The following is a 22,270-nucleotide window of genomic DNA, read 5'->3' as shown; positions in this document are numbered from 1 at the left end:
GTTCAGCTGATCAATGTCTGTACGTAAGCTGGCAACAATGAGCTTCAGAGCGCGCATAGCCCCGTTGCGGTGGTCGGTCTGGCGCATGGCGCCCGGGATCCGCAACCTCACCCGGACCGGTCAGATCGGTGACGGCCGTGAAGCAGCCGCCCTCGACTACGTACTCCGGCACGCCCGGGCCGGCGATATCGACGACGTGTTGGCCACCATCGACAAGTTCGCTTACGAAAAATCGATGCTGATCAATATCGGCGACGAGAAGGGGCCGATTCTCGACGCCGCCGTGCGGCGCGCCAATCCGGCGCTGGCACTCGAGTTGGGCACTTACTGCGGTTACGGCGCACTGCGGATTGCCCGGGCAGCTCCGAAGGCGCGGGTGTACTCGGTCGAGCTGGCCGAAGTCAACGCCGCCAACGCCAGGCAGATCTGGATCCACGCCGGCGTCGCGGACCGGGTCACCTGTGTGGTCGGCACCATCGGCGACGGCGGAGACACCCTGGACAAGCTGGCAAGCGAACACGGATTCTCTTCCGGCACACTTGATTTCGTGTTCATCGACCACGACAAGAAGGTCTACCTCGACGACTTGCAGAGCATCATGGACCGCGACTGGCTGCATCGGGGTTCGGTCGTGGTAGCCGACAACGTCCTGGTGCCGGGGGCACCGAAGTACCGGGCCTACATGCGGCGTCAGCAGGGTGGGTTGTGGAACACCGTGGAGCACAAGGCCCACCTCGAGTACCAGACGCTGGTGCCCGACCTGGTGCTGGAATCGGAGTACCTGGGTTAGTTGCCGTGGTGGCACCCTGGTCGCCACACCCGACTTCTTAGCCTCATCCGCACCACTTTGTCTGGTGGGCGGGCGTGGCTCTGGGTTTCTGTCGAACCGGGGTCGTTACGGTGCGGGCGTGCAGTCACTGATGTATCCGTCGATCGATCTCGGCGACGCCGAATCACATCTGGGCGCCGACACCTACCGGCGTGGCCTCGACTACGCCCGGAAAGGACGAGTGGTGCGTTGTTCATGGAACCCCGGCAACGACAGTCTCACCGGGAGCGTTCGCGGTAACCGTGGTCGCGCCTACACCACCACCGCGCACTCGTCAAGCGTCGTACCCAAGGAACTGGTGGCCGCCGAGCTGCCCGCCAAGCAAGAGCAATTGCTCGATATCGAGCTGCCACCCAGACACCACTCGCTCTACGACAAGCGGCTGCAACGCGAACGCCAGAGGTGCTCGGCTTGCTCGACGACATCCAGTGGCCAGGTGCGAGCTCGCCTCGGCACCCAGGGCATCGACTACTGCTATCTTGATGGGCGAACCCGCAACCTTCCCAAGGTGATTCAGCGCTTCTAGGAAGGGACTGTGCCGGTTTTCCTGATTAGTCTCAAGGCCGGCGGTTTCGGGTTGAACCTCGCCGAGGCCGCCTAACTGCTTCCTGCTCGACCCGTGGTGGAACCGGCCACGAAACCCAGGCCATCGACCGTGCCCACCGCATCGGCCAGAACCGCAATGTTATGGTGTACAGGCTCATTGCCGCGACACCATTGAGGACAAGGTCATCGCACTCAAATGCGCGCAAAGCCAAGCTCTTTGCCAGCTTGATCGATGACGGCAACGCCTTCGTCTCCGCGCTGACGGCCGATGACATCCGCGGACTGCTCACCTGAGGTCGGGGCACTTGGCCGTTATTCACAGTCAGAAGTTTGGGCGCTGTCGTTGTACCTGCGCGCCATGACCGAGTGCATCTGGCGCCCTAGCGGTTACCACGACGTCCAGCCAGAACATGAGGCAACCCCAGCGGCGCCGACCGCCTGAATCACCACGTCGTAGAATCACGACGACGTCCTACACCAGGTCCCTTTACTTGACCGTGCACGAAAGTTTGCCCTGAACGCGGCATTTGATGGCCTGAACCGCATACGTCTGAGCACTACGGTCGACACTGGGCTGCTTAGGACGGCACGCGACGTGTGGCCAGGAATTGCCGACGCAGCTCTCATCGGAGGCTTTCGGGAATTACGTGCTCGCCATCGATCGGCCGAGGTGGATGCGAGTTATGTAGCCTACGGCAAGCACCCGCTTGATGAGCCCGACGAGCGGGGCGACCTTGCGTCGTGGCGGCGAACGCCTGGAGAATCGTGAGCGCACTTTCGGCACGCGGAGAGCGGTGGTGGTGTGAGATGGCCGAGATCGTCCGGCGTCTGCCGGTGTGCTGTCGCGCGATGCGGCGATCCCTCGGCTTCGACGGGCACTCGTCGCACCGTGCACCACGACCATTGGCGGGCGGGCCAGCGAGGTTGGCCTTGAACCGGGTTCCGACCCGATCCCGCTCCGTTCGGCGGTGAATCCGGATTTAGTTGACAGTGTCTGTATGGGAGCGTTGGTGAATCGGCTTGGCCGACGCGCCGACGCCCGGATGCGGGCGAGTTGCGCGGCTCCCGAGGTCGCGGTCGGCCGCTGTCGATGACGCACCAGCAATCTTGTCGACGGCCCTGACACGAGGTCCACCGATCGGTGGAACTCGATATAGACGGTTGGGGGATAGGCGTTGTCAGCTGCCGCATCTACTCTGATGCCCGGCTCCCCCGCGGCGAGGGTACGGCCTACCGGTGCCAGCTTGCGGCATAGGGAACCCGATGAGCTGACCGCTCACCGCGCCAATGTTTACCCTCACAATTTGCGAAGCATTTGCTGTCTTAATGCCATGCCGATTTCAATCGACCACCGTTACTGGGTCGGCTATCACCGAAAGGGCCACGACACATGACTAGAGCCGCCTCCGATCCGGCACCTCAACCCAAAGCCAGCGTGATCGATTCTGGCTTACCTCACGAGCAGCTTCGCGACGATAAACCATTGCGACGCAAAGGAATCGCGAGTGCGGTGTTAGGAGCGTTAGCGCTGACCAGTGGCGCTGCGGCCATAAGCGACACCAGCACCACCCTGCAGCTGGGTACCGGCGCCCGGCATATCGGTGTTGGCAGACTCGCCATCGCCCTGACCTCTCATGACGGCTTCAAACTCGACAGCTGCGAAAACAACAATGTCTCCGCTTCCTCCGGCTCAAGCAACCAGGGCGTCGACTCCGAGGGAAGTGGGGCTGCGCTACAAATATCGCCGAGAGCCTCCAACATCAGTGACAACGACATAATGGGCGACTGGCTGGACGTAACGGGCACCGCTGCTGCGACGATTCCGGTTACTCCCATAGACCCGATTGATAATGACGAGGATTGGGTAGTGGTGATAGATCCACAAGCGCAATACACCTCGAACATGAATGATCGGAGTGAAGCTGAATTTCAGAATACATTAGCCGAGAGAATGGCCGAGGTATACGAGCGAATTGAAGCACGCAAAAATGGCATTGTAGACAGAGTTGTGGTGATAGAGGACGAACCGTCAGATAATCTGAGGCTAAATGATGAGGGAGAGGATGCATTTCAGTCAACCTTAGCTGAGAGGATGGCTGAGGTATACAGACGGATTGAAGCACGAAAAAATTACAATAAATAGTTTCGGTAAAAGCCCGCCGGGAAGACAAACGCGGGGCATGTTGGACTGGACCTGTCCTCGGATCCGTTGTTAACGAAACGGCAGATCGTGGAGGGAGAACTGCCGCATCAATGACCACCGCATCGCGGTCGTGGCGCGGCCCGCGGAGCGAAAGCCATGCCGCCGTCGTTACTGCTGGTTCGGCCTCCGAAGTGACCTGACCGCGCCGTCCGTCGACTCCTGGCAGCCTTCCATGACAGTGCGCACGGCGCTCTTGGTAGCCGCGTCGACCGCCATGTTCGGCCGATCTTGAGTTCCGCGGTGGACGCGGTGGTTACGAAGTGACCCTGGCCCCGGCGCTGAAAACACCGGAATCGCTCACCCTCGCGCACCAGCTCGTCGATCACCGACGACCCCACCGGCGACGAAGCGCCATTGCCGGCAGAACCACGGCGACAAGGTTGCGCAGCGCACAGTTGCGTGCGCCGAGCACATTTGCAGCGCTAGGACTTCCGATGCTGGGCCATCATTGAGCGGGCATACGGCATCCGGCCACTACTCGAAGCGACTGCTGCCGCCGCACCACCAGTGAAATCGTTGCGACTCCTTGGCCACCTGGCGCAGAACGACAGCACGCACTGCGGTAGAAGTCGACAGACGTCGCCGACAGTTAGAACAGCCTATCGCTGTGCCGCAACGAGGCTCAGATCGAGTATGTCGCCATCATACTGCGGTGCGGCCGACCGAACGGGCGAGATTGGCTCGTGGGCGAACCGGGCGAGCTGCGCGGAGGTGCATTGGCAGCCGCGATCGGCGTGCAAGAACCCCCACCCTTCTGACGGTCGGCGATTCAGGCGGAGACGACGGCGAACAGACGCCACTCCCCGGGCACACCCTTGAGTTGATGCGCGCCGCGTTCTACAAAAAGCAGTCCTGACCCGATGACCAGATCGTGCAGTGTGCTGGACACGAGCACCTCGCTCGGTCCGGCCAGGGCGCACACCCGGGCCCCGATATGCACGGCGATCCCGCCGATGTCATCGCCGCGGACTTCGCATTCGCCGGTGTGCAGCCCGGCGCGGACCTTAATGCCGAGCGTCTGCACCGCGTCACGAATTGCCATGGCGCAGCGGATCGCTCGCTGCGGGCCGTCAAACATCGCCAGGAAGCCGTCGCCGGACGTGTTCACCTCGCGGCCCCGAAACCGGGCCAGTTGCGAGCGGACGACGGCGTCGTGGGCATCGAGCACCGCACGCCAATCCCGGTCACCAAGCTGCGCCGCACACCGTGTCGAGTCCACAATGTCGGTGAACAGTACCGTGGCCAGAATCCGGTCATCCGGCACCTGCGCCCGATGCCCGGTGAGGAATTCGGAGATCTCCTGAAACGACGCACGCCACGGTTCAACGAAGTGGTACATGTTGCGCCCCGGCAGCTCAACATATTTCGCGCCCGGAATGCGGTCGGCCACGTACTTGCCCGCCGCGCGCGGGATGGTCGCGTCGTCGGTGTGCTGGACGACGAGGGTGGGCACCCGGATTGTGGGCAGCACCGCCCGCACGTCCAATTCAGACAACAGCGGCATCATGAGAGCCACGGTTGCCGGGCTGGCCGCCAACCGCTCCTCTCGTGCCCAGGTAGCCCGGATCTCCTCGTTCCAGGGCATGTCCGGATTATGCGCATGCTGCGTCAGCCCGGTTCCCCACACCGCGACCGCGGCATCAAACAGTTGCGTCGACGTGCGCCCATCGCGGCGTTCAGCCATCTGGTCCGCGAAGACCTCGAGCGCGACCAGCGCGGTGGTGCGAGACGGATGTGTCGCCGCGAACAACGCCGCGGTTGCCAACCCGCCGCCGACCGCGACCAGGACCGCTTCGTGACTGCCGAGATCGTCCAACACGGCGGTGATGCTGTCGGCCCATTGCTCCAACGTCGGCCGCGCGCCGGCAGTGACCGGATCGGACACTCCCGTGCCCGGCTGGTCGAAGAAGATCAGTCGGCCAAGTGATGTCATCGCCTCGACCCACCCCTGAAGGGACGGCAGTTCCGGCAGCACCTCGCAGCAAAAAAACCAATTCGGGACGAACACAATGTCGCGTTCACCCGCCTCCGACGTGCGATAGGCGACGCGCAAGTCACCGTTCAGGGCGTAGCGCGTCTCCGAGAACACCGCAGCAGTCTAAATCTGTCGGCCTCGAATTTCGCCTGTCATGCGACCAGCCGAACGTAAGTGTTCTTCGCGCAGCCGCACCCACCATTGCGCCAACGGTGTTGGGACAAGCGCGAACAGCCGTCGCCCCAATGGCACCGGTCAAGTCGCCCGCGGATGCGCTCCGGCCCACACCTCTCGCAACGCGTGAACGGTGACCAGGGTGTAGATCTGCGTCGTGGTCACCGAGGCGTGCCCCAACAGTTCCTGCACCACCCGGACATCGGCACCGCCCTCGAGCAGGTGGGTGGCGAACGAATGTCGCAGCATGTGCGGCGACACGCCCGCGGTGATGCCGGCGCGCTCAGCCGCATCCTGCAGCACCTGCCATGCGCTTTGCCGTGACAACCGGCCGCCGCGGGAATTGAGAAAGATCGCGGCCGTGCCGCGGCCGCGGCGGGCCAAATCCGGGCGCCCGCGCACCAGGTAAGCGTCCAGCGCGTGCACCGCCGGCCGTCCCACCGGAACCAGCCGTTGTTTACCTCCCTTGCCGCGCAACAACACCGACCGGGCGTGGGTGTCGACGTCGTCGACGTCGAGACCCACGGCTTCGGAGATGCGGGACCCGGTCGAATACAGCAGTTCCAGCAGTGCCCGGTTGCGCAAGGTCAGCGGCCCGTCGGCCGGATTGTCGCCGCCCGCGCCTGCCAGCAGAGCCAGCACCTGGTCGACCGTCAGACTCTTGGGCAGCCGCCGGCCCGGCGTCGGCGGCCGGACCGCGCGTGCCACATCGAGCTCGGCCAGGCCTTCGGCAGCGGCGAACCGATGCAGTCCGCGCACCGCGATCAGCGCCCGGGCCGCCGACACCTCAGACAGCGCCGTCGCCCCCGAGTCGGGATCGCCGCGCCGCAGTGCCACCAGAAAGTCGCTGACGTCGTCCTCGCCGACGCCGGCCAGATCGGTGATCCCCCGGTCTTCGAGGTGCTTGGTGTAGCGGCGCAGGTCTCGCCGGTAGGAACTCAGGGTGTTGGCCGCCACACCGCGTTCGATCGCCAGATGGTCAAGGTAGCCCTGCAGTTGTGCTTCTAGCGTCACCGCGCGTTCTTCCGCGCCACGAACGACGTGGGTTTGTCGAGCCAGGGGCTGTCCACCGGACGCGGCTGGGCCAGTCCACCGGTTACCGCCTGCGCGGCCAAAATCCCCGCTACCGCAATGGCATTGACGATCTCGCCGCTGAACACCTTCCGCGCGGCCTCCTCGAGGGCAAACCACTGCACCGTCATGTCGGCTTCTTCGTGGTGCGCCACGGGCTGCTCCGCCTCGCTGAGCCCGGTGGCCAGATAGACCCGCACCGATTCGTCGCTGAAGCCCGGTGTGGAGTCGAGGTCCACGAGTACCTGCCAGGTAGCGGCCCGCAAACCGGCCTCTTCCTGCAACTCGCGCGCGGCAGTGAGATGTGCCGGCTCCCCAAAGGCATCCAGCAATCCGGCCGGCAGCTCCCACAACCGCCGGCCGAACGGGTGGCGGTACTGATAGACCAACGGGATGTTGCCGTCGTCGTCGACGGCGACGACGCCGACCGCACCGTAATGCTCGACGACTTCTCGGATGGCGGTGGTGTCACCAGGCATTCGTACCCGGTCCCGGCGCAGCGCGAAAATAGCCCCGGTGTGCAGGATTTCGGACGATACCGTCTCGAAGTCGTGCTCAGCCACGAGTCGCGGGCTCAGGTAGCGGCTGCGCGACGCCGTCTCGATGGTCGTTTCGCCGGTCGTTTCCGTTCGATGCGGGCTCGGACATCTCGGGGATGTCGACGGGCAGCAGCTCACCGCCCTTGTAGTCGATAGCAGCCTTGACGAATGCAACGAACAGCGGATGCGGGCGGGTGGGCCGGCTCTTCAACTCGGGATGCGCCTGGGTGCCGACCAGGAACGGGTGCTGGTCACGCGGGTACTCGACGAACTCGACCAAATGACCGTCGGGCGAGGTCCCGGAAAACCGGAGGCCGCTTCGGGCGATCCGATCCCGGTAGGCATTGTTGACCTCGTAGCGGTGCCGGTGTCGCTCGGACACGTGGGTCGATTGATATGCCTGCGCCACAATGGAATCCGCTTCCAGGACCGCCGCATAGGCACCCAGGCGCATGGTGCCGCCCAGATCCGCCTCGCCGGCCACGACGTGTTGCTGGTCGGCCATCGTGGAGATCACGGGATCGGGGGTGTCAGGTTCGAATTCGGCCGAATTCGCCTGGCTCAGACCAACCGAACGAGCGGCGTCGATCACGATGCACTGCAGGCCCAGACACAGCCCCAACACCGGTAAGCCCCGCATCCGGGCATACGAGATGGCAGCGATCTTGCCCTCGATGCCGCGGATGCCGAACCCGCCCGGAATCAGCACTCCATGGACATCTCCCAGCGCCGCCGCGACCCCGCCATCGGTCTGGCAATCGTCGGAACCCACCCAGAGGATCTCGACTTTGGCGCGGTGCTTGAACCCACCCGCACGCAATGCCTCGATCACCGACAGATACGCATCGGATAGCTCAACATACTTGCCTACCAACGCAATTCGGACCGACTCGTGCGGTTCGTGCACTCTGCGCAACAAGTCGTCCCATTCGGTCCAGTCGACGTCGCGGAACGGCAGGTTGAGCCGGCGGACGACGAACGCATCCAGTTCCTCGCGGTGCAACACCTTGGGGATGTCGTAGATCGAGGGTGCGTCCGGAGTGGAAATCACGCCGTCGACGTCGACGTCACACATCAGGGCGATCTTGTTTTTCAGTGCTTCGGGAACCTCGCGGTCGCATCGCAGGATCAACGCGTCCGGAGTGATACCGATGCTGCGCAGTGCGGCCACCGAGTGCTGAGTCGGCTTGGTCTTGAGCTCACCCGACGGGGCCAGGTAAGGCACCAGCGACACGTGCAGAAAGAAGACGTTCTCCCGGCCCAGGTCGTGGCGAACCTGACGCGCCGCCTCCAGGAACGGCTGTGACTCGATATCGCCCACGGTGCCGCCGATTTCGGTGATGACCACGTCCGGGCGGCGCCCCTGCGCAGTGGGTTCGGCCATCGCCATGATGCGGCGTTTGATCTCGTCGGTGATATGAGGGATGACCTGGACGGTGTCACCAAGGTATTCGCCGCGGCGCTCTTTGGCGATCACGGTTGAATACACCTGTCCAGTAGTGACATTCGCCGAGCCGGACAGATCACGATCAAGGAAACGCTCGTAGTGGCCGACGTCGAGATCGGTCTCGGCGCCGTCCTCGGTGACAAAGACCTCGCCATGCTGGAACGGGTTCATGGTGCCCGGGTCGACATTGAGGTACGGATCGAGCTTTTGCATCGTGACCTGCAACCCGCGGGCGGTCAGCAGCTGGCCGAGGCTACTTGCCGTCAATCCCTTGCCGAGGGAGGATGCGACCCCGCCGCTGACGAAGAGATGCTTGGTGACAGCTTGCGGATGCTTGCGCAACTGGGCGACCTCCGTGAAGACGGGCAGGGCTTGCCTTTCTAGCCTCACCTAGCTGGGCCTGCCGACCCACGGAATCCCACCCTAACACCCACGGCGCCGCGTCGTGGCGAACACGCCCGACCGGCTTAACCGGGGACTGCCGGGGCCTACTGGGGAACCGTCACCGACGTGGCCCCGTGACCGGTGCCGTAGTGGGCCGGGTGACCGCCGTTGATCAAGTCGTGCAAGGCCAGGATCGCCGTGATGCGGCCCGGCGCGGCGTCGACGTCGTCGACGGTGCTAACGGTGGCGGCCATGCCGGCGTCGGCGCGGGTGACTGCGACGGCCGCGCTGCCGGTCGATGAGCCATCCCGGCCGGCGAGCACGATGCCAGAACCGTGCGGCGCCAGCGCAGCGGCGAACCGCGCCACGCTGACCCCCTGGTTGCCGGCATCTGCGGGCAGACCTCCGCCGGTGATGACGATGCCCGTGTTTGCCACTCCGAAGTGGTCGGCGGGCTGGTAGGTGATGAAGCCGGTCTCGCGCAGCGCCGCGAACACGGTGTCGCGCTGGGCGTCGTCGACCGGTGGCGCCGGCGGGTTGGCCGGGTTGACGGGGCTCAGCATGGCGATCCCGAGCAGGTCACCGGCCTGGGAACCTTGGTCGACGAGCTTGGTGCTCAGCTGCGTACCGGCAGGCAGGATCGACGAGTTCACCACCGAACGCAGCTTTTCCGCCGAATTGGCTTCGACGAACTCCTGGGTCAACGACACGGTGCCGGTGACCGAACCACCGGCCTGTCCGACGATCTTCGACACCATGGCGACGTCGTCGTCCTTGGCATCCGGGGTTCGAAAGATCACCACCGTCTTGCCGGCCAACGCGTCGTGCACGATCCGACCGAGCACCTGAGTATCGAAAGTATTTGCGGCACTGAGTTTTTCGTTAAGCGCATTGCGCTGGTCGTTGAGTCCGCTGATCTGGGCGGCCAGGTCCCGCTTCTCGTTACGCAGGCTGGACAGCAGCGTATCGGAGAAGAAGCCCGAACCGAGCACGACTCCGATTGCCAGCGCCAGGAAGACGGCAGCCAGCGAAATCGCATGTTGGCGTAACGAGATCATGAAGGCACCGTCCTCGAAGCGTTAGGTCACCAAGTTCTGCACCCACAGGGAGAAGCGGTTCCAGTAGTCGACGATCCAGTGCAGCACCACACCGTCGGCGCGGGAAACCCACAGGACAACGATGATGGCGATCAGCATCGTCAACGCCAACAGCGCGATCGCTCCAGCCGAAATATGGTTGCGGTACAAGGTGGCGACGGCCTTGGCGTCCACCAGCTTCTCCCCCACCCGCAGCCTGGTGAGGAAGGTCGACGGGTTGCTTTGGGCCCGCGTCCGGTCGAAGAAGGTCTCGATGTTTGCGGTGTGCCCGGCGGTGACCAGCAGTGCGGCACCATGGTGGTCGGCGAGCAGCAAGGCCAGATCGATTGCCGAACCGGCGGCAGGGAACGTCATCGCCCCGACACCGAGGTCCTGGATCCGCTCCAGCCCGGGCGCATGGCCGTCGGCGTCGGCGGGCAACACCACCTGGGCACCGCACTTGAGCACCTCGGTGCTGATCTGGTCGGGGTCGCCCACGATGAGCTGCGGACGATACCCGGCCTTGCGCAACACATCGGCACCGGTCCCGACGCCGACGAGCACCGGCTGGTACTCCTTGACGAAGGGCTTGAGCGCCTTGACATCATCGGCGGCTCCCGGCTCTTCACCGACGATCACCACGTGCCGGCGGCGCATGTCGACGTCGATATCAGGGATGCCGATGCCGTCGATCAGCAACGGGCTTTCACTTCTGATGAACTCAATTGTGTTGCCGGCGAACGCCTCCAGGTGCGCCGCAAGGCCGCTCTTGGCCTCCCGCATCAGGTCGGCAATATCGTGGTCGGTGCGTTCGGTGCCGCGAATCAGCCGGCGGTCGCCGGAATACACGCCCCCTTCATGCACACGAATCTTCGAGCCATCTTTGACCTTCTTGAAGACCTCGGGTCCGGTCTCGTCGATCAGGGTGACGCCGTTGTTGACCAATACCTCCGGTCCCAGGTTGGGATAGCGGCCCGAAACCGACGACGATGCATTGACGACGGCGGCAACGTCAGCTTCCACCAGCGCGTCCGCGGTGATGCGGTCCAGATCGAGAATGTCGAGCACCACGATGTCGCCGGGACAGACCCTGCGCAGCAGGCGGTCGATGTTCCGGTCGACGCGGGCGGTACCGACCAGACCTGGCCGGGCGGTGTTACGAGACAGAAGTGCTGACATCTTCATGGGGGCGATTCTGTCGGGGAAGCATGGCCGGGGCGGGGAGGCGCGCCGTAACACCAGCCCCATAAGTTATACAGAGTCACAACTGTCACACACGAGGCCGCAAGGCGCCGAGTTGTTGGCCAATCGCGACCAGACGGCAACAAGACGTCGACGTTGGGAGGCTAGACCCTGTCGTTGTGTGCGGCGTCGTTCTGCGCGGCGTCGTTCTGCGCGGCATCGTTCTGCGCGGCGTCGTTCTGCGCGGCGTCAAGCAACTCCCGGGCATGCGCCCGGCCGCTGTCCGACTCACCGAGGCCGGCCAGCATCCGGGCCAGCTCGGCCACCCGGTCGTCGGTGTCCAGGCGCCGCACCCCGCTGGCACCGCTGCGCCCGGTGCTATACACCATCAGATGCACGTCGGCGTAGGCAGCCACCTGAGGTAAATGCGTGACCACGATGACCTGGTGGGTTTGCGCCAGCTTCGCCAGGCGTCGCCCGATCTGGACGGCTGCCCTGCCGCCGACCCCGGCGTCGACCTCGTCGAACACCATCGTGGTGCCGGCTGCCTGTTTTCCCGAGGTGGCCAGCACGACCTCGATCGCCAGCATCACCCGGGACAACTCACCGCCGGATGCGCTCTTGGCCAGCGGCAGCGCGCTCATCCCGCGGTGCGCGGCGAAACCGAACTCGACCAGGTCGATGCCGTCGGCTCCGGCGCGGGCCCGCTCACCCGACGGCAACGTCAACACGGCGGGATCGTCGCCCTCGGCCACGTCGGTGTTCACACCGATGGTGAATTCCGCGTCGGCCATCGCCAGGCCGGACAACTCCGCCGTGACCGCGGTGGCCAGCTTCTTGGCCGCTTTGCGCCGTATCTTGCTCAGATCGATTGCCGCTTGGGCTAATTCGCGCTCCAGCTGCTCGGCGCGGCGTTCCAGCGCCGCCAGGCCCTCCTCGGACACGTCGAGCCGGGCCAGGCGGTCCTGGGACTCCTGCGCCCACCGCAGTACCCCGTTGACGTCGGCGGCGTACTTGCGCGTCAGGGTGCGCAGTTGAGCCTGACGGGCCAGTTTGGCGTCCAGTGCGCTCGCATCGGCGGGCAGCTCGTCCACATAGTTGCCGAGTTCCCCGGCCGCATCGACAGCCACCGCCAGTGCCTGGCCGATCTGTTCGGCCAGCGCCCGCAGCGCAATGTCGTCGGTCGACTCCAGGGCTGCCTTGGCGCGCGCCAGGCACTCGGTCGCGCTGATGCCGAACGTATCGTCGGACACGCCGGCCAGCGCCACGCGCGCCACCGACGCGGCCTCGCGCAGGGTGTCCAGCTCGGAGAGCCGCACGATGTCGGCCACCAGCGACTCGTCCTCGCCCGGCTGTGGGTCGACGGTGCCGATCTCCTGCAATGCGAACTGCAGCCGGTCGGCTTCCTGGGCCAGTTCGCGCGCCCGGTTACGCCGGTCAGTGAGGTCGCGCCGCGCCGACAGCCATGCGTCGCGCAGCTTACGGTAGCGCTCCACCGCGGGGCCGCTGGACGCGAAGCGGTCCAGCGCGCCGCGTTGCTCGTCGGATCGCATCAACCGCAATTGGTCGTTTTGCCCATGCAGGGCGAGGATCTCGTCGGTGAAACCGCTGAGCGACTTGACGGGCACACTGCGCCCGCCGAGGTAAGCGCGCGACGGTCCGGTGCCGCTGACCGTGCGCAGTGCGATCACGCTGTCGTCCTCGTCGCGCTGCGCCCCGGACGCATCCAGAATCTCGTCGAGCCGGGCGGCGGTGGCATCGTCGAGATCGGTTGTGGTGAAACGGCCTTCGACCACGGCACGGTCAGCCCCGGAGCGCACCCGGGCCGGGTCGGCCCGGGCACCGCCCAAGAGCTGCAACCCGGTGACCACCATGGTTTTGCCGGTGCCGGTCTCGCCGGTGAGTACCGTCAGCCCACGATCGAACTCGGCGGTCGCGGTGCTGATGGCGCCCAGCGACTCGATTCGTAGCTCGGTCAGCACCAGTTACTTCCCACGCCAGCCGGTCACCGGTAACCGGAACTTGGTCACCAGGCGGTCGGTGAACGGCGCGCTGTCCAACCGTGCCCATTTGACCGGTGTTTCACAGCGGGTCACCTCGAGTCGTCCGCCGGCAGGGATCAGCATTTCGCGGCGGCCGTCGCAGAACACCAGGGCGTCGTGACCGTCAGCCTCTATCTCGATCGCGATGTTGGCATCAGGACTGGTGACCATCGGCCGGCCGAACAACGCGTGAGCATTGTTGGGTACCACCAAGATCGCTTCGAGATCCGGCCACAGCACGGGGCCGCCTGCGGAGAACGCGTAGGCGGTGGATCCGGTCGGCGTCGAGACCAGCACCCCGTCGCAGCCGAAAGCCGATACCGGACGGCCGTCGATTTCGATGACCACTCCCAGGACGCCGAGCCGTGGGCCTTTTTCCAGGCTCGCTTCGTTGAGCGCCCACCCTTGGGCGATGATGCGGCCACCGTCTCGTACCACCACGTCGAGGGTCAGCCGGTCTTCCACCCGGTAGTCGCGTGCCACCACATGCTCGAGCACCAGGTCTATGGCCTCGGCCTCGGCTTCGGCCAAGAACCCGATCCGGCCCAGGTTGACACCCAGCACCGGGATGCTGGCGTTGCGGGCCAGCTCGGCCGCACGCAGGAAGGTGCCGTCACCGCCGAGCACCAACACCAACTCACAGCCGTCGGCGGCATGCGGGTCGGCATTCACCACCTCGATCTGGACGCCGCGGGCTCGCATGTCGTCGGGAGCCAGGCGTAACGATCCGCGGTTGACCGCCTCGGCGGAAAGCACTCGCAGCCCAATATTGTTGTCGCCCAATACTTTCTCGACGCGACGCGCGGTCTCGGTCGCCTCGTCGCGTCCGGTGTGCACCACCAGCAAAACGGTGCGTTCGCTGCTCTGCTGCGAAGTCACTGCGGCCCCTCCTCGACCACCCGCTGCACTGCGGCCGCCAGTTGGTCACCCGCCAGGCAGCGATCGGTCTGCGCACGCAACCACAGGAAGTATTCGACGTTGCCCGCCGGCCCCGGAAGCGGGCTCGCGGTGACGCCGACGGTGTACCAGCCCAGCTCCTGGGCGCGCCGCGACACAGTCAGGACCGCATCCGCGCGTAACCGGGGGTCCTGCACCACCCCGCCGGAACCGACCTGCCCCTTGCCCACCTCGAACTGTGGCTTCACCAGGGGAACGATATCGGCGCCAGATGACGCACAGTCAATCAGCGCGGGCAACACGGTGCCCAGCGAGATGAACGACAAGTCAGCCACGATGAGGTCGACGCGCCCGCCGATCGCCTCGAGCGACAGGTCACGGACGTTGGTCCGCTCGACGACGACCACTCGCGGGTCGCGGCGCAGCGACCACGCCAGCTGGCCGTAGCCAACATCGGCGGCAACCACTTGGGCGGCGCCGCGGTCCAGCAGCACCTCGGTGAACCCTCCAGTCGACGCGCCTGCATCCAGGCAGCGCCGGCCTTCGACGGGAAGCGCGAAGGCCTCTAGCGCGCCGATAAGTTTGTGGGCTCCCCGAGACACCCAGCTGCGGGTGCCGTCGACCGCGACGGTCAACGCCGCGGTGACCGCCACGGCGGTGGCGGGCTTGACCACCGGCAGGCCGTCGATGCGCACCTTGCCGGCCTCGATCAATTCGGCAGCCTGGTGACGGGATCGCGCAAGGCCGCGTCGCACCAGCTCGACGTCAACGCGGGCACGCCGTGCCACCGTTGCACTCAGCCTTTCTCCGCGGACTCCAGTGCCCGCAACAACACGTCGTGGGCTTCCGACAGACGGCGCGCGATGTCCTCCAGTTCGGCAAGAGACGGCCCGTTCTCGGCGTCGGCGACGTCCGGCAGCTGGGCCACCAGGGCCTCTATTTCCGAACGAATCTGATCAGGATCAATAGTCATGGCACTCCTACGCTAGTTGCCGCTTAGTCGCCGTGCTCCAGGGACCAGCGGCGCAATGCGTCGCGGGCCGCCTGGTCGCCGGCCTCGATACGCACGGGCCGCCCGTCCGAATGCGCGTCCCAGACCGCTCGCGCGACGGCGCGTACCACCGATAGGTCGTCCCCATCCGTGTCGCCGACGGCGCTGACTGTGAGCGCCGCGTCGGTGACATCGACCCGCCAGCCAGGCTGTGACCCGATCACCAGCAGATCGCCGTCCTGATGCAGGCAGCGCAGATCGCGGCCCAGGTAGGTGGGGCGCTGGCGCGGTTGGGCGAACACCGCGTCGCGTGCGCTGTTGACGCCACTGAGCACCATTAGGCTCGGCAGTCCCGCGGCGTTGGCGCCCTCGATGTCGGTGTCGAGCCGGTCACCGATTACCAGCGGTGTCCGGCACTCGCCGCGGGCCACCGCGTCGGCCATCAATTGCGGACCCGGCTTGCCGGCCACTTGCGGCTCGGCACCGGTGGCCGTTCGCAGCGCCGCCACCAGCGACCCATTGCCCGGCAGCAGGCCGCGCTCGGTGGGCAAGGTGGGATCGACATTGGCCGCTACCCACAGCGCACCGGCGCGGATGGCCAGCGCGGCCTCGGCCAGTTCCGGCCAGCCGACGGTCGTTGAAAGACCCTGCACCACGGCGACCGGCTGGTCGTCCCAGCGGCGCACCGCACGCAGCCCCACCGCGGCGACCTCATCGGCCAGTGCGTCGGTGCCGACGATCAGCACCGGTGAACCCGGCGGGAGCTGGTCGGCCAGCACGCGCGCGGCACTCTGCGCGCTGGTGACCACGTCGGTGCCGGTGGCTTGGAAGCCGAGCTCACGCAGATGCGTCGCCACTTCCTCGGCGCTGCGCGACGCATTGTTGGTGACGAAGAGTTTGCGGCCGGTCACCTCGGCCAACGATTCGACGGCGCCTTCGGTGGCCTGCCGCCCCCGAAAAACGGTCCCGTCCAAGTCGATCAGCAGGCAGTCATAGTGCTGCGCAAGAGTTTTCACCTGATGCTCAACCCAGCTCGGCGACCCGGTCTTCGGCATCGGTGATGCCGTCGAGGTCAGCGTCCGCCGCGCGCAGGAACCAGTGCAGCGCTTCATCGCGACGCCCGAGCGACAACAGTGTCTCGGCATAGGCGTAAAACAGTCGCGCAGCCGTCGAGCCAGTCCGGGCCGGGTCGAGCTGGGGCGTCGACAACACCGTCAGGGCCTGCTCCAGCTGCCCGAGATCGGCACGCGCGCCGGCGGCGACGATTCGTAGCTCATCGGCGTCGTCGCCGCTGAGTTGAGCCGCCTCGGGTCCGCGCGCAAGTTCTATGGCCCGCAGCGGACGGCCGAGACCGCGTTCGCAGTCGGCGATCAGAGCCAGCAGCGAGGACCGGCTACCCATCCGCCGCGCGGCGCGCAATTCGGCCAGTGCCTGGGCCCAATCCCCGCAGCGGTAGGCAGCGATCCCGACAGCCTCGCGAACGACGGCGATTCTGCTGGAGCGCGCGCGGGCGGCGCGCGCGTGGCTCAGAGCGGCCTCGGGATCCTCGTCGAGCAGCTCGCCGGCAGCCACCAGGTGCCGCGCCACGGCATCGGCGGTGGCACGGTCCAGGGTGCTCAGCTCACGCCGGATCTCAGGCGCCAGCTGCCTGGCGTCCACGCCCGGGGGGATGACCGGCCCGTCCCGGGGCTCGCGGATTGCATCCGATGGTGCCGGCCGCGGCCGGGAACTACGCCGCGGCGCGCCACCCGACGGCGGTCGCGGACGTCGCTTTCCGCTGCGGTCATGCGTGTCGTCGACCACCCGCTAGAGGTTACGGGCATGTCAGAACGGCTCACAATCGGTCTCATGCCTGCAGCCGATTGGGCAACAGCGGGTAGAGCACGGCCGGGCAATACGTCGCAATCGCGACGATGGTGAACGCGGCGGCCGCGTCGTGAGACATGCCGTTGTTTTCAGCCATTTTCGCCACGACCGAGTCGAACGTCCCGTCCGGCTGGACTGCCATCGGGCATACGGAACGGCCGATTGCCATCGCCGTCGCCGGTTGCCCATAGGAGATGCCGGCGTTGTTCAGGGCTGTCAGAAACGCATTTCCCATCATGTCGGCGTGTGTGGGTGCCGCCATGGTGGCGGACATGCCAAGCACGCCGGCAGCCAAGGCCACCAGCCGAAGGGCCATCACTGATGCCGTCATCTCCGCTTTCTCGTCGATCGGTTTTGAACACGTGCCGCATAAGTGCTGAATACACTGCTGGGCGGCGGTCACATTCACAACACGGTGCGGTAAAGGTTTGCGCACTAACCCGTTTCGCTGCCGACCTACTCCGTGCCGGACGCTAAAGCGGGCAGCGGCACGCATCCCAAGCGGCGGCGGCTCTGTCCCCCAATCGGGGGACAAGCGGACCCCACCGTTGGGGGACTGCAATTTTCCCCCGGTTATTAGCCAGTCGTGGGATAGCAGCGGGACGCAAAGCCCCGGAGGATAGGTCTCGAAGCGGAAAACGAAGCATCACGAAACCAACTGAAACAAGCCGAAACCAGAGCTGATCAGTCAGCCCCAAAACTTCGGCGGGGATCTCATCGCCTCCCACCCCCCAAGTCTGAGATCCCGCTGGGACTTTCTCATGCATCCCGTCGTAATCTTCCTCCGTAACCCCGGCGACTGAGTAGCGTGAAAAGCCATGTCGGAACTGCCCGGGCTCGGCACCCAGCAACTGATGAAAGCTGGCCCCGACTGGTCACATTGGCCGGCACGGGTTTTGGGTCACGCCGACCCCACCACAATTGGCCATCGGGCGGGCACTTGCCGGATCATCTCACCCGATCAAACCTGGCAGGCGGTTCAACCTGCGCTGGAACCGGCCGGGATCACACGCGTAGCCGACCTGACCTGGCTGGACGACCTCGGAATTCCCACCGTCCAGGCCGTGCGGCCCGCGTCGCTGACCTTGTCGGTCAGCCAGGGCAAGGCCACCACCTACCGTGCCGCCCAGGTCTCGGCGGTCATGGAATCGCTGGAAAACTGGCACGTCGAGAACATCACTCCCAACCTATTGTCAAGGAGCACAACAGATCTCGCGCACGAACTGACCTATGACCCGGCTGAGCTCAACCGGCCGGCAGGAAGCTTCTACCATGCCGGCGCCAAACTCGACTGGATGACCGCGACGACATTGCTGACCGGCCGGCGAACCTTTGTACCGTGGCTGGCCACCGTCGTCAACGTGGTGGTCAGTGACTGCTGGGGACCGCCGATGTTCGGGATGGACACCACGGGATTGGCCTCCGGCAACAGTTACCACGAAGCCACTTTGCACGGGCTCTACGAGGTCATGGAGCGCCATGGCATGGCCAGCGCGCAGCCCGGATCAACATTGTTCGAGGTGCCCCTCGACGACCTCGCCCGCTCGGAGTGCGCCGAACTGGTCGAGATGGTTCACCGGGCCGGAAGCGAGCTGCGGGTTGCCCGGATCGACAGCTGGGACGGGTTCTACTGCTTTGCCGCCGAAATCACCTCGCCCATGACCGAGATTCCGTTCAGCGGCAGCGGACTTCACCATGACCCCAACGTGGCGCTGTCGCGGGCGATCACCGAGGCCGCGCAATCGCGTCTCACGGCCATCAGCGGGGCTCGTGAGGATCTACCGTCGGCGATTTACCACCGGTTCGCCCGGGTGCACACCTATGCCCCGGCTCGTCGCTCCATCCAGTCGATGCCCAGCGCGCCGGCCACACCGTGGCACGTCGACTACAGCGACTCGCTGGTCGATCTGCTGGCCGCCGCGGCGACTGCGGTGGCCGGCCGGTCGGGAGTCGAGCCGCTGGCGGTCGTATGCGACTTCGACCGTGCCTGTGTTCCCGTGGTCAAGGTCATCGCCCCCGGTCTGTCGGCGTCGATACATTCGCCGATGCGCACCCCGCTCCAGGAGCATCGATGACAACCAAGGCACGGGTCGTCGTCACCGCGGGCCCGACGATCAGCGCCGACGATATCCACGCGGTGGTGCCCAATGCCGAAGTGGTGGCGCCCATTGCGTTTGGTCAGGCTTTCGGATACGGGTTGCGGCCGGGCGACACGCTGCTCATCGTCGACGGACTGTTCTTCCAGCACGCGTCGGTACGGCACAAGGAACTGCTGACCCTGCTCGACGACGGGGTGCGGGTGGTCGGCTCATCGAGCATGGGAGCGTTGCGCGCCGCGGAGCTGCACCCGTTCGGCATGGAAGGCTACGGCTGGGTCTTCGAGGGATATCGCGACGGGCTGCTGGAGGCCGATGACGAAGTAGGGATGGTCCATGGCGACCCCGAGGACGGGTACCCGGTCTTTGTCGATGCCCTGGTCAACATTCGTCACACCGCCGCGCGGGCGGTCGAATCGGGTTTGCTATCAGCAACTTTGGCTGATCAGCTGATCGAAACCGCACGCAGCACGCCGTTTACCCAACGTACCTGGAATCGATTGCTCGAGGCTGCCGGAGTCCCGGAAAGCCGCACTTTGGCAACGCAATTGAAGTCGCTGCGGGTGGACGTCAAGCACGCCGATGCGGTCCTGGCCCTGCATCAGGTCGTCGGCGGCCAGGGCGGCGGCGCGGTCCGGCCCGGTCCACCCCCGACGGTGTGGTCGGAGCGGTGGCGGCAGCGCTGGTCGCCGCCGACCCCCGTATCCATCACGACCGACAGCGGCGTCGAGTCTGCGGTCGGCGTCGCTGACCTTGACGTCCTTTCGTTGCTGAGCGTGTGCGCGAGCGATCGTTGGGCATACGTTCCCGCGCTGGAGCAGGTCGCCGCCTGGCACTGGAGCGCGACGCACCCCGACGACGGCGGCAGTGTGCGGGACCGGGCCGCTCGGGCCGCCGCGGAGATAGCGGGCGACAGCTACCAACGCGCGCTCGAGACCGTGGCCCACCACCATGCGCAGGCCACCGGCATCGTCGATGAGTCCGGCTTTCCCGAACACGTCAGGGAACACTGGCTGACCGCCGAGGAGCACGAGCGCCTACGTGACGATCCGGTCGCGGTCTCGGCTCGGCTGATCACCCGCACCCTCTTTTTTGCCCGATCGCTACCGGCCATCCGGCACTTCCTCGAACTGCTACGGGAAGATCCCCGGCTTCCCGAATGGCGGGCCATGGTCGCCCGGGCGTTGGCGCGCCGGGACGAATTAGCCCGCCAAAAGCCACATTTGAACCTGCGCCGCCCGGATCCCGGACAACTCAAGCGTCTTTTCGCCCACCACTGGGGCACCGAGGTAGACCGTATCGAGCTGGCGCAACGTGGCCTGATGACCGAGGACGCCTTCTACACCGCCGCCACGCTGTTCGCGGTGGCGGCAGCCGACAACCAATTGCCCTCCATCGAAGTCGGCAGATTGGGCCGCGGCTAAGAGCCCACCCGTTCGACACCTGCGATATTCCGCTTGCCACGGCGCAGCACCAGCCACCGGCCGTGCAGGAAATCCGTGCCCTGCGGCGTCCATTCGTCTGTTTCGATGCGAATGTTGTTGACCGACACCCCGCCTTCGTCGATGGTGCGCCGCGCGGCCTTCCGCCCGTCAGCAAGGCCGGTGGCCACCAACAGGTCCACGATCCCGTCGGGAGTACCCGGTTTCAGTTCGGCGACGGTGGTTTCGCGGAGCGCGGTGGACAGCGTCGGCTCGTCGAGCCGGCCCAGCTCGCCCTGGCCGAAAAGCGCCCGGCTGGCGTGCTCGACGGCCGCGGTCGCTGCTTCGCCGTGCACCAAGGAGGTGAGTTCGGCGGCGAGGCGTCGCTGGGCTGCCCGCTGCTGGGGCCGCTCGGCCGTGGCCTGCTCCAGTTCGGCCAACTCCTCGGCCGACAGGAACGTGAACCACCGCAGGTAGCGGATCACGTCCGCGTCGGCAGTGTTGACGAAGTACTGGTACCAGGCGTAGGGGCTCGTCAGCTGCGGGTCCAGCCACAAGGAGCCGCCGCCGGTGGACTTGCCGAACTTGGTGCCGTCGGCCGCGGTCACCAGGGGAACAGTGAGCGCATGCACTGTGGCACCGATCTTTTGGCGCACCAGCCGGACCCCCGAGATGATGTTGCCCCACTGATCGGAACCGCCGATCTGCAGCGCACAGCCGTGGCGCCGGTGCAATTCGACGTAGTCGTTGGCCTGCAACAACATGTAGCTGAACTCGGTGTAGGAGATCCCCTCCCCCTCCAGGCGGCGCCGAACGGTATCGCGATCCAGCATCACGTTGACGGAGAAGTGCTTGCCGACATCGCGCAGGAATTCGATGGCCGACATCGCCGACGTCCACTCGATGTTGTTCTCGACGATGGCTCCGTTCGGCGAGCCCCCAGAATCGGAAAAATCGACGAAACGTTCCAGCTGCCCGCGGATCCGCTCGGTCCATTCGGCGACGGTGTCGGCGTCGTTGAGAGTGCGCTCGCCGACGTCGCGCGGGTCGCCGATCATGCCGGTGGCCCCGCCGGCCAGCACGATGGGCCGATGCCCGGCCCGCTGGAAGCGGCGCAACGCCAGCAGCGGCACCAGATGCCCGGCATGCAGGCTCGCGGCGGTGGGATCGAAGCCGGCGTATACCGTCACCGGGCCGCGGCGCAATTCGGCGGCCAGCGCGTCGAGGTCGGTGGACTGCGCGATCAGTCCACGCCATGCCAACTCGTCAAGGATCATGGTCGAAGAGTCTTCCAGGTTAGGACGGCGCTCATCGTCTGGGCGGGGTTCGGCGTGGCTGAGTGCGCATGGCATGGGTGCGCCCAAAGAATCGACCGCCAGGCGCCGGGCCGGTCGACAACTTTCCTGGCGAGTCCCCGTTACTGAGTCAACCCGTTTTTAGAGCCGGGTTTGTTTGATTCGGATTCAGTTGATCTCGCAGGCCACCGGGGTATGGGTGTGTCTGCAGGCCGAAGCGTACTCGGCCGGTGTGC

General features: G+C 65.7%; 18 protein-coding genes and 3 pseudogenes. 7 read left to right on the top strand and 14 right to left on the bottom strand.

Annotated features, from left to right (window positions below):
• Positions 1–37: 37 nt before the first annotated feature.
• The 5 genes and pseudogenes from EET13_RS13450 (at position 38) to EET13_RS29875 (ending at position 3,518) form a co-directional block, all read left to right on the top strand.
• On the top strand, positions 38–790 hold the full coding sequence (locus tag EET13_RS13450) for an O-methyltransferase (RefSeq protein WP_122442763.1): 753 nt from the start codon (positions 38–40) through the stop codon (positions 788–790).
• Positions 791–1,118: 328 nt separating this feature from the next.
• A pseudogene (locus EET13_RS33100) lies at positions 1,119–1,669 on the top strand (helicase-related protein); the annotation flags it as partial.
• 238 nt (positions 1,670–1,907) lie between these two features.
• Positions 1,908–2,144, top strand: a pseudogene (locus EET13_RS32580) (type II toxin-antitoxin system antitoxin MazE5); the annotation flags it as partial.
• Positions 2,141–2,469: pseudogene (locus EET13_RS13435) on the top strand (type II toxin-antitoxin system PemK/MazF family toxin). The pseudogenes EET13_RS32580 and EET13_RS13435, both read left to right, overlap by 4 nt.
• A 296-nt stretch (positions 2,470–2,765) precedes the next feature.
• Complete coding sequence (locus EET13_RS29875) at positions 2,766–3,518, top strand: hypothetical protein (RefSeq protein WP_136623157.1); 753 nt, start codon at positions 2,766–2,768, stop codon at positions 3,516–3,518.
• An 829-nt stretch (positions 3,519–4,347) separates the two neighbouring features.
• Here the strand turns inward: EET13_RS29875 and EET13_RS13430 are convergent.
• From EET13_RS13430 to EET13_RS13370, 13 genes are all read right to left on the bottom strand, one after another.
• Entirely contained in the window at positions 4,348–5,667 is a 1,320-nt protein-coding gene (locus tag EET13_RS13430; RefSeq protein ID WP_122442761.1) for an adenylate/guanylate cyclase domain-containing protein, read from the bottom strand.
• Positions 5,668–5,808: 141 nt separating this feature from the next.
• The gene (gene xerD / locus EET13_RS13425; protein WP_122442760.1) at positions 5,809–6,741 is read right to left on the bottom strand and encodes a site-specific tyrosine recombinase XerD; all 933 of its coding nucleotides are present in this window, start codon (positions 6,739–6,741) and stop codon (positions 5,809–5,811) included.
• Complete coding sequence (locus EET13_RS13420; RefSeq protein WP_122442759.1) at positions 6,738–7,361, bottom strand: NUDIX domain-containing protein; 624 nt, start codon at positions 7,359–7,361, stop codon at positions 6,738–6,740. The genes xerD and EET13_RS13420 overlap by 4 nt, the downstream gene beginning before the upstream one ends.
• Positions 7,354–9,126: a CTP synthase gene (locus EET13_RS13415; protein ID WP_122442779.1), complete on the bottom strand. Its 1,773-nt coding sequence runs from the start codon at positions 9,124–9,126 to the stop codon at positions 7,354–7,356. The genes EET13_RS13420 and EET13_RS13415 overlap by 8 nt, the downstream gene beginning before the upstream one ends.
• Before the next feature lie 146 nt (positions 9,127–9,272).
• Positions 9,273–10,226: a copper transporter gene (locus tag EET13_RS13410; RefSeq protein ID WP_122442758.1), complete on the bottom strand. Its 954-nt coding sequence runs from the start codon at positions 10,224–10,226 to the stop codon at positions 9,273–9,275.
• A gap of 21 nt (positions 10,227–10,247) precedes the next feature.
• Positions 10,248–11,429 (bottom strand): putative cytokinetic ring protein SteA, encoded by a 1,182-nt coding sequence (gene steA / locus EET13_RS13405; protein ID WP_122442757.1) that lies wholly within the window; start codon positions 11,427–11,429, stop codon positions 10,248–10,250.
• Positions 11,430–11,590: 161 nt separating this feature from the next.
• Positions 11,591–13,408 (bottom strand): DNA repair protein RecN, encoded by a 1,818-nt coding sequence (gene recN / locus EET13_RS13400; RefSeq protein ID WP_122442756.1) that lies wholly within the window; start codon positions 13,406–13,408, stop codon positions 11,591–11,593.
• 3 nt (positions 13,409–13,411) lie between these two features.
• The gene (locus EET13_RS13395; protein ID WP_122442755.1) at positions 13,412–14,347 is read right to left on the bottom strand and encodes an NAD kinase; all 936 of its coding nucleotides are present in this window, start codon (positions 14,345–14,347) and stop codon (positions 13,412–13,414) included.
• The gene (locus EET13_RS13390; RefSeq protein WP_122442754.1) at positions 14,344–15,153 is read right to left on the bottom strand and encodes a TlyA family RNA methyltransferase; all 810 of its coding nucleotides are present in this window, start codon (positions 15,151–15,153) and stop codon (positions 14,344–14,346) included. The genes EET13_RS13395 and EET13_RS13390 overlap by 4 nt, the downstream gene beginning before the upstream one ends.
• An 8-nt stretch (positions 15,154–15,161) precedes the next feature.
• Entirely contained in the window at positions 15,162–15,338 is a 177-nt protein-coding gene (locus EET13_RS13385; RefSeq protein WP_099188375.1) for a hypothetical protein, read from the bottom strand.
• A 23-nt stretch (positions 15,339–15,361) separates the two neighbouring features.
• The gene (locus tag EET13_RS13380) at positions 15,362–16,372 is read right to left on the bottom strand and encodes an HAD-IIA family hydrolase (protein WP_122442778.1); all 1,011 of its coding nucleotides are present in this window, start codon (positions 16,370–16,372) and stop codon (positions 15,362–15,364) included.
• Positions 16,373–16,379: 7 nt separating this feature from the next.
• Positions 16,380–17,159 (bottom strand): tetratricopeptide repeat protein, encoded by a 780-nt coding sequence (locus EET13_RS13375; protein WP_122442753.1) that lies wholly within the window; start codon positions 17,157–17,159, stop codon positions 16,380–16,382.
• Between the two features lie 43 nt (positions 17,160–17,202).
• Positions 17,203–17,538: a DUF732 domain-containing protein gene (locus EET13_RS13370; RefSeq protein ID WP_168990771.1), complete on the bottom strand. Its 336-nt coding sequence runs from the start codon at positions 17,536–17,538 to the stop codon at positions 17,203–17,205.
• A gap of 502 nt (positions 17,539–18,040) precedes the next feature.
• Here EET13_RS13370 and EET13_RS13365 point away from each other — a divergent pair.
• Both EET13_RS13365 and EET13_RS13360 read left to right on the top strand, forming a co-directional pair.
• Entirely contained in the window at positions 18,041–19,297 is a 1,257-nt protein-coding gene (locus EET13_RS13365) for a YcaO-like family protein (RefSeq protein WP_122442751.1), read from the top strand.
• On the top strand, positions 19,294–20,742 hold the full coding sequence (locus EET13_RS13360) for a TfuA-like protein (protein ID WP_122442750.1): 1,449 nt from the start codon (positions 19,294–19,296) through the stop codon (positions 20,740–20,742). The genes EET13_RS13365 and EET13_RS13360 overlap by 4 nt, the downstream gene beginning before the upstream one ends.
• Here the strand turns inward: EET13_RS13360 and tyrS are convergent.
• Positions 20,739–22,016 (bottom strand): tyrosine--tRNA ligase, encoded by a 1,278-nt coding sequence (gene tyrS / locus EET13_RS13355; protein WP_122442749.1) that lies wholly within the window; start codon positions 22,014–22,016, stop codon positions 20,739–20,741. The genes EET13_RS13360 and tyrS overlap by 4 nt on opposite strands.
• Positions 22,017–22,270 lie beyond the last annotated feature (254 nt).

The organism is Mycobacterium attenuatum (assembly GCF_900566085.1).
Taxonomy (GTDB): Bacteria; Actinomycetota; Actinomycetes; order Mycobacteriales; family Mycobacteriaceae; genus Mycobacterium; species Mycobacterium attenuatum.
The sequence above is the reverse complement of the archived record's forward strand: the minus strand, read 5'-3'. Positions and strand labels throughout refer to the sequence as shown.

Excerpts from the sequence above, each read along its gene's own strand:
- EET13_RS13450 (WP_122442763.1), top strand. The coding sequence starts at position 38 with ATGAGCTTCAGAGCGCGCATAGCCCCGTTGCGGTGGTCGGTCTGGCGC.
- EET13_RS29875 (WP_136623157.1), top strand. The coding sequence starts at position 2,766 with ATGACTAGAGCCGCCTCCGATCCGGCACCTCAACCCAAAGCCAGCGTG.
- EET13_RS13410 (WP_122442758.1), bottom strand. The coding sequence starts at position 10,226 with ATGATCTCGTTACGCCAACATGCGATTTCGCTGGCTGCCGTCTTCCTG.
- steA (WP_122442757.1), bottom strand. The coding sequence starts at position 11,429 with ATGAAGATGTCAGCACTTCTGTCTCGTAACACCGCCCGGCCAGGTCTG.
- EET13_RS13385 (WP_099188375.1), bottom strand. The coding sequence starts at position 15,338 with ATGACTATTGATCCTGATCAGATTCGTTCGGAAATAGAGGCCCTGGTG.
- EET13_RS13370 (WP_168990771.1), bottom strand. The coding sequence starts at position 17,538 with ATGGCCCTTCGGCTGGTGGCCTTGGCTGCCGGCGTGCTTGGCATGTCC.
- EET13_RS13365 (WP_122442751.1), top strand. The coding sequence starts at position 18,041 with ATGTCGGAACTGCCCGGGCTCGGCACCCAGCAACTGATGAAAGCTGGC.
- EET13_RS13360 (WP_122442750.1), top strand. The coding sequence starts at position 19,294 with ATGACAACCAAGGCACGGGTCGTCGTCACCGCGGGCCCGACGATCAGC.
- tyrS (WP_122442749.1), bottom strand. The coding sequence starts at position 22,016 with ATGATCCTTGACGAGTTGGCATGGCGTGGACTGATCGCGCAGTCCACC.